The sequence below is a fragment of the Streptomyces sp. 13-12-16 genome (assembly GCF_002114215.1).
In the GTDB taxonomy this organism is placed as follows: Bacteria; Actinomycetota; Actinomycetes; order Streptomycetales; family Streptomycetaceae; genus Streptomyces.
In genome coordinates, this window is the sequence record NZ_NCTE01000322.1 from 1 (window position 1) to 6,669 (window position 6,669).

Genomic DNA, 6,669 nt, shown 5'->3' on the forward strand with positions numbered 1-6,669 from the left:
CGCGCTGTGCCGCCGCCGCCCACGCCCTCGCCCGCCTGGGCGACCCGCGCACCGCCCGCGCCGCCGCCGCCCTCGCCACCAACGAACTCCGTGTCGCCTACGCCCTGCACCCGGTCCGCCTGCTCACCGAACTGCGCGCCCCCGAGGCGGTCCCCGCCCTGATCACCACGCTGCGGCGGCGGCTGCGCCCCCACGACCCGTACCGCCGGGTCGCGCTGGCCTGCGTGGAGGGGCTGGGCGAACTCGGCGACCCGCGCGCCGAGTCCGTGCTCAACGACGCCCTCGCCCATCCGGCGCTGGCCGAGGCGGCGGTCCACGCACTGGCCCGGATCCCCCGGCCGCGCTAGGGCCGCCCGGTGAGCTCCTTCGTGTACCGCACCTCGGGCACCACCACCCCGTCCACCTCGAAGGGCTCCTCCGCCCCGTCCACCTCGAAGGGCTCCTCCGCCCCGTCCGCGCCGAACCCCGCCCGCTCGTAGAAACGGCGGGCGCGGGTGTTGCCCTTAAGGACCCACAGACGCACGCGCGGGTGGCCTGCGGCGGCGCAGCGGCGGATCACCTCGGTCAGCAGGGTCCGTCCCACGCCCTGGCCGATGCGCTCGGGAAGCAGGTAGAGGGCGTACAGCTCCGCGTCCCCGGTGCGCACATCGCCGTCCCGGTACGGGCCGAACGCGGCCCATCCCGCGAGCTCGCCGCCGTCGGTCTCGGCGACCAGGTTCGCCACGCCGCCGTCACCGCCGGTCAGACGGGCGCGGTGCCGCGCGGCGTCGGCCTCGACGTCGAGGCCGTCGAGATACGGCTGCGGGACGAGACCCCGGTACGCGTGCCGCCACCCGCGTGTCCGGATCCCGGCGACGCCCTCGCAGTCGCCGGCGGTCATGGACCGCAGCACGAGCCCGCTCACCCTCCCACCACCGCGAAGGCCTCGATCTCCATCAGGAACTCCGGACGGACCAGCCCGGCGACCTGTACGGCGGACGCGGCCGGCAGCCGGTCGTCCGGTATGTGCTCGGCACGGGCCGCGCGGATGGCCGGCATGTGCGCCATGTCCGTCACGAAGAAGGTGAGTTTCACGACGTCGTCGAAGGTCGCCCCGGCGGCGGCCAGGCAGCGCCGCAGGTTCTCGAACACCTGGCGGGCCTGGGCGCCGGCGTCGCCCTCGCCGACGAGCCGGCCGTCCTCGTCCAGGGCGAGCTGGCCGGAGACGGCGACGAAGCGGCCGGTACCCGTCACCACGTGGGTGTACTGGGCCGCGGGGGCCACGCCGTCGGGGGCGGGGATGCGGGTCGGAGAGCTCATGCGTTCATGATGGACCACGGGTACGACAGCCCGGCCCGGACGGACCACGGGTACGACAGCCCGTCCCGACGGGTCGTCAGGCCTCAGCTCCGGAAGCCGAGCAGGCCGTGCAGGGTCGAACCGCGCGCCGACGTCGGTGCCGCCTTCGACGTCAGCGGCTCGGGGTCGGGCAGCGCCGCGCACACCGCGTCGGCCTCACCGCCGCCCCCGCGCGGCACGGTTCCGTCGGCCAGATAGGCCACCAGATGCCGGTCCAGGCAGGCGTTCCCGCTCAGCGTGACGCCGTGGTTGCCGCCGCCCGACTCGACCACCAGGGCGGAGTGAGCCAGCAGCCGGTGGACGGTGACACCGCCCTGGTACGGGGTCGCCGCGTCGTGCGTCGCCTGGAACAGCAGCGCGGGCGGCAGCTCGCCGTTGCGGACGCGCTCCGGCCGCAGGGACCCGGCCGGCCAGAACGCGCACGGCGCGTTGTACCAGGCGTTGTTCCAGGCCATGAAGGGCGCCCGCTCGTACACCTCCCAGTGGTCCTTGCGCCACTGCCGCCAGTCACGCGGCCAGGCGGCGTCCCGGCACTGCACCGCGGTGTAGACGCTGTAGCCGTTGTCACCGGCGGCGTCGCTCGCGCCGAAGTTCTCGTACGCCTCGATCAGCGGCTCGGCGTCCCGCTCGTTCACGTACGCCGAGAACGCCTCCGCGAGGTAGGGCCAGTAGCCGTTGTAGTAGCCGCCCGGGAGGTAGGTGTCCTCCAGTTCGGCGGCGCCCACCTTCCCGCCGGCCGGGTCCTTCTTCAGGGCCGCGCGCATCGCGTACCAGGCGGCCTCGACCTTCTCCGGGTCGGTGCCCAGCCCGTACGCCGGGTCGTACTCGGCGACCCAGGCCATGAAGGCGCGGTGGCGGTCGTTGAACGCGTGGTCCTGGTTCAGATTGGCGTCGTACCAGACCTCGGTGGGGTCGACGACCGAGTCCAGCACCAGGCGCCGCACCCGCTGGGGGAACAGCTTGGCGTAGACGGCGCCCAGGTAGGTGCCGTAGGAGTAGCCGAAGTAGTTGAGCTCCTCCGCGCCCAGCGCCCGCCGGATCACGTCCATGTCGCGCACCGTGCTGTCCGTGTCGACGTACGGCAGCAGATCCGCGTGCTCGCGCCCGCAGGCCGCGGCGAAGGACTGCACGCGCGTGAGGTTGGCCCGTTCGACCTCGGGCGAGGTCGGCACCGGGTCCGGGCGCACCGGGTCGAAGTGGTCCGGTGCGCAGTCCAGCGCCGGCTCGCTCGCGCCCACCCCGCGCGGGTCGAAGCCGATGACGTCGTACTGGGCGGCCACCTCCTTCGGCAGCGCCGCCGCGACGAACCCGGCGAGCGTCAGACCGCTGCCGCCGGGGCCGCCCGGGTTCACCAGCAGGGGGCCCTGGTACCGCTTCGCGGTGTGCGGGACGCGGGACAGCGCGAGCGTGATCCTCCGCCCGGCGGGCTCGGTGTGGTCGAGCGGCACCTCGACGGAGGCGCACTGCAACGCCGGGTAGTCGTCGGTGCCGCACTTCCTCCACAGGGGTTCCGTGGCGTGGAAGGTCTCCGCGGCGCGCGGGGCGCCGGCCTCGGCGGGCGCGGCCGTGAGGCTTCCGGCCAGGACGACGGCGGCACCGCACAGCACGGCTGCGCTTCTTCTCATGACGGGGTCCTCCCAGGACGGAGGTGCTGCGGACCGCGGGGCTCACGGTTCACGCGGCATCGTCCCGATATGGGGCCACGTCCGAACATGTTCTGCTGATTCTTGACCCGATCGGATCGCCGGAAGCGCTCGAACGCTCTTAAAGGAGCGTCAGTTGGGTCGGCTCGGCCGCCGGGGGCCCGGCCGGCCCGGCGGCGCGGATCCGGCGGGGCGTCTCCGTGCGGGCGGGTCCGATGCCGTACTCCTGGGCCAGCTCGTGCACCTGCCGGGTGATGCGGCGCTGGTACCACTTCGGGGCGTAGGCGCCGTCCGCGTACAGCCGCCGGTAGCGGGCCACCAGGTACGGATGGTGCCGCCCGAGCCAGGCCGTGAACCACTCGCGGGCGCCCGGCCGCAGATGCAGCACCAGCGGGGTGACGGAGGTGGCTCCCGAGGCCGCGACGGCCCGCACGGCCGCCCTCAGTTGGTCCGGGCGGTCACTGAGGAACGGGATCACCGGCGCCATCAGGACCCCGCACCCGATGCCGTGCTCGGTGAACGTCCGGACCACGTCGAGGCGCCGCTCCGGTGCCGGAGTGCCCGGCTCGACCGTCCGCCACAGCCCCTCGTCGGTGAAGCCGACCGAGACCGAGACGCCCACGTCGGTCACCTCGGAGGCCTGCTTCAGCAGCGGCAGGTCCCGCAGGATCAGCGTGCCCTTGGTGAGGACCGAGAACGGGTTGGCGTGGTCGCGCAGGGCGGCGAGGATGCCCGGCATCAGCCGGTAGCGGCCCTCCGCGCGCTGGTAGCAGTCGACGTTCGTGCCCATCGCTATGTGCTCGCCCCGCCAGCCGGGGGAGGCCAGCCGGTGGCGCAGCAGTTCGGGCGCGTTCGTCTTGACCACGATCTGGCTGTCGAAGCCGAGGCCGGTGTCGAGGTCCAGATAGCTGTGGGACTTCCTCGCGAAGCAGTAGACACAGGCGTGCGAGCAGCCCCGGTACGGGTTCACCGTCCACTCGAACGGCATGCGGGAGGCCCCCGGCACCCGGTTGACGATGGAGCGGGCCCGGATCTCGTGGAAGGTGATTCCGGCGAACTCGGGCGTGTCGAAGGTGCGGGTCGTGACCGTCTCCGCGCCGAACAGGGCGGTGTCGGCCCGGCTGTGTTCGGAGCCCGGTGAGAGGTTCTCCCAGCGCATGACGCCTCCTCGGTGTCGCTGCGGCACAGAATAGAACAAGTGTTCCCTTGATCGTGCGAGTGACATCTTCGGTCACCCTCCCGATCACATCCGGACCCCCGATTTGGGCGGCCGGGCACGGGGGTGGTTGGCTTGCCCCGACCCCCGAGAACCCATGCCCTGGAGGTAAGCGATGGCGCAGGTCGAGGCCACTACGGAGCGGATCGTCGCGGCGGACGCGGAGACGGTGTTCGACGCCCTCGCCGACTACAGCGGCACCCGCGGGAAGGTGCTGCCCGAGCAGTACAGCGAGTACGAGGTCCGCGAGGGCGGCGACGGCGAGGGCACCCTCGTGCACTGGAAGCTCCAGGCCACCAGCAAGCGCGTGCGCGACTGCCTCCTGGAGGTCACCGAGCCGACCGACGGCGAACTGGTCGAGAAGGACCGCAACTCCTCCATGGTCACCACCTGGCGGGTCACCCCGGCCGGTGAGGGCCGCTCCCGCGTCGTGGTGACCACCGTCTGGAACGGCGCCGGCGGCATCGGCGGCTTCTTCGAGAAGACCTTCGCGCCCAAGGGCCTCGCCCGTATCTACGACGCCCTGCTGGCCCGGCTGGCCGCGGAGGTCGAGAAGTGAGGGGCGGCAAACCGTCGTAAACGGTGCGGAGTTGGCTCCTCACCGTTTCGAGTGATCTCGTTACGACCCTTCTCGATCCCGTAACTCACCGCGCTTGCTCGTAGTTGTCGCTTTTACGCGGGAATTGTCCGGCGGTGCGACGAGGGGAGCGGCACGTGGGCGGGATCACTCTGACGCAGGACGAGCCGGTCACGGCACCACCGGCCGGGGGCCCACCGCCCCCGGCCCCGGTCGTGGAGCAGGGCCTGAGCCCGCGCCGGGTCCGGCTGGTCTTCCTCGCGCTGATGCTGGCGCTGCTGCTCGCCGCCCTGGAGCAGATGATCGTCGCCACCGCGCTCCCGAGGATCGTCGGCGAGCTGCACGGCCTGGACCGGATGTCCTGGGCGATCACCGCCTATCTGCTCACCGCCACCGTCGGACTGCCGGTCTACGGAAAGCTCGGCGACCTGATCGGCCGCAAGGGCGTCTTCCAGTTCGCGATCCTCGTGTTCGTCGTCGGCTCCGCGCTGGCGGGCCGCGCGTCCACCATGGACGAGCTGATCGCCTACCGCGCGGTGCAGGGCGTCGGCGCGGGCGGCCTGATGATCGGTGTCCAGGCGATCATCGCGGACATCGTGCCCGCGCGCCGGCGCGGGCGCTTCATGGGACTGATCGGCGCCGCCTTCGGCCTCGCGTCCGTCGCCGGGCCGCTGCTCGGCGGCTACTTCACCGACCACCTCTCCTGGCGCTGGTGCTTCTACGTCAACGTCCCCTTCGGCATCGTCACCATGGCCGTCGTCGCCCTGGCGCTCAGACTCCCCAAGCCGGCCGCACGGGGCCGCTTCGACGTCCTCGGCACCCTCCTGCTGGCCGCCGCCTCCACCTGCCTGGTACTGCTGACCAGTTGGGGCGGCACCGAGTACGCCTGGGACTCCCGGGTCGTGCTCGGACTCGGCGCGGGCGCCGCCGCCACCACCGTCCTCTTCCTCGTCGTCGAGCGCTTCGCCGCCGAACCCCTCATCCCGCTGCGGCTGTTCCGGGACTCCGTCTTCAACGTCACCGGCCTGGTGGGGCTGGTGACCGGCGTCGCCCTGTTCGGCGCCGCCAGTTACCTGCCGACGTACCTCCAGATGGTCGAGGGGGCCTCCGCCACCGAGTCCGGACTGCTGATGCTGCCCATGATGGGCGGCATCGTCGGCGCCTCGATCGTCTCCGGGCAGCTCATCAGCCGCTCCGGCCGCTACCGGCTCCACCCCCTCGTCGGCTCCGCCCTCTCCGTCGTCGGCATGTGGCTGCTGTCCCGCCTGGAGACCGGCACGCCCCGGCTGCACTACAGCATCTGGATGGCCGTCCTCGGCGCCGGTATCGGCATGGTGATGCCGGTGCTGATCCTCGCCGTGCAGAACTCCGTGCGCCCCGCCGACCTCGGTACCGCCACCAGCGCCAACAACTTCTTCCGGCAGATCGGCGGCAGCGTCGGCGCCGCCGTCTTCGGCACCCTCTTCGCCGGCCGGCTCGCCGACGCGCTCGACGAGCGCCTCCCCGCGCACGCGGGCAGCGGACCGCTCGACGCCGAGTCGATCACCCCCGAGCTCGTCCACGCGCTGCCGCCCGAGCTGCGCGACGCCTACGTGCAGGCCTACGCCGACGCCATGCCGCGCGTCTTCCTCTACCTGGTGCCGGTGCTCGTCCTCGGCCTGCTCATCGCCTTCTTCCTCAAGGAGAAACCACTGGTGTCCCACCACGCCCCCACCGCCGACCCGGCCCACCTCGCGGCACAGGTGCCGCACGCGCGCCCCCACTCCCCGAGCGGGGGGACCCCCGCCCCGCCCCGTTCCCCGCACACCGGCGGCATCCCCGTCTGCGGGACCGTGCAGCACCCCGACGGGACCGTCGTACCGCGCGCCGCGCTCACCCTCATCGACGTCACCGGA

General features: G+C 72.6%; 7 protein-coding genes. 3 read left to right on the forward strand and 4 right to left on the reverse strand.

Going from position 1 to position 6,669, the window contains the following annotated elements:
- On the forward strand, positions 1-347 hold a 347-nt coding region (locus tag B7767_RS13730; RefSeq protein WP_373408213.1), incomplete at its 5' end, for a HEAT repeat domain-containing protein.
- Here B7767_RS13730 and B7767_RS13735 read toward each other — a convergent pair.
- The 4 genes from B7767_RS13735 to B7767_RS13750 form a co-directional block, all read right to left on the reverse strand.
- Positions 344-880, reverse strand: coding sequence for a GNAT family N-acetyltransferase (locus B7767_RS13735; protein WP_179167141.1), 537 nt, complete (start codon positions 878-880; stop codon positions 344-346). The two genes, B7767_RS13730 and B7767_RS13735, sit on opposite strands and share 4 nt — an antisense overlap.
- A gap of 20 nt (positions 881-900) precedes the next feature.
- Entirely contained in the window at positions 901-1,299 is a 399-nt protein-coding gene (locus B7767_RS13740) for a RidA family protein (protein WP_085572435.1), read from the reverse strand.
- Between the two features lie 83 nt (positions 1,300-1,382).
- Complete coding sequence (locus B7767_RS13745) at positions 1,383-2,963, reverse strand: alpha/beta hydrolase (RefSeq protein WP_085572436.1); 1,581 nt, start codon at positions 2,961-2,963, stop codon at positions 1,383-1,385.
- Between the two features lie 139 nt (positions 2,964-3,102).
- A complete protein-coding gene (locus B7767_RS13750) occupies positions 3,103-4,140 on the reverse strand; it encodes an Rv2578c family radical SAM protein (RefSeq protein ID WP_085572437.1) in 1,038 nt (345 codons plus the stop codon).
- 172 nt (positions 4,141-4,312) lie between these two features.
- Between B7767_RS13750 and B7767_RS13755 the strand changes: the two genes are divergently transcribed.
- On the forward strand, positions 4,313-4,756 hold the full coding sequence (locus tag B7767_RS13755; RefSeq protein WP_073931241.1) for an SRPBCC family protein: 444 nt from the start codon (positions 4,313-4,315) through the stop codon (positions 4,754-4,756).
- 155 nt (positions 4,757-4,911) lie between these two features.
- On the forward strand, positions 4,912-6,669 hold a 1,758-nt coding region (locus B7767_RS13760), incomplete at its 3' end, for an MDR family MFS transporter (protein ID WP_085572438.1).

Excerpts from the sequence above, each read along its gene's own strand:
- B7767_RS13740 (WP_085572435.1), bottom strand. The coding sequence starts at position 1,299 with ATGAGCTCTCCGACCCGCATCCCCGCCCCCGACGGCGTGGCCCCCGCG.
- B7767_RS13750 (WP_085572437.1), bottom strand. The coding sequence starts at position 4,140 with ATGCGCTGGGAGAACCTCTCACCGGGCTCCGAACACAGCCGGGCCGAC.
- B7767_RS13745 (WP_085572436.1), bottom strand. The coding sequence starts at position 2,963 with ATGAGAAGAAGCGCAGCCGTGCTGTGCGGTGCCGCCGTCGTCCTGGCC.
- B7767_RS13755 (WP_073931241.1), top strand. The coding sequence starts at position 4,313 with ATGGCGCAGGTCGAGGCCACTACGGAGCGGATCGTCGCGGCGGACGCG.
- B7767_RS13735 (WP_179167141.1), bottom strand. The coding sequence starts at position 880 with ATGACCGCCGGCGACTGCGAGGGCGTCGCCGGGATCCGGACACGCGGG.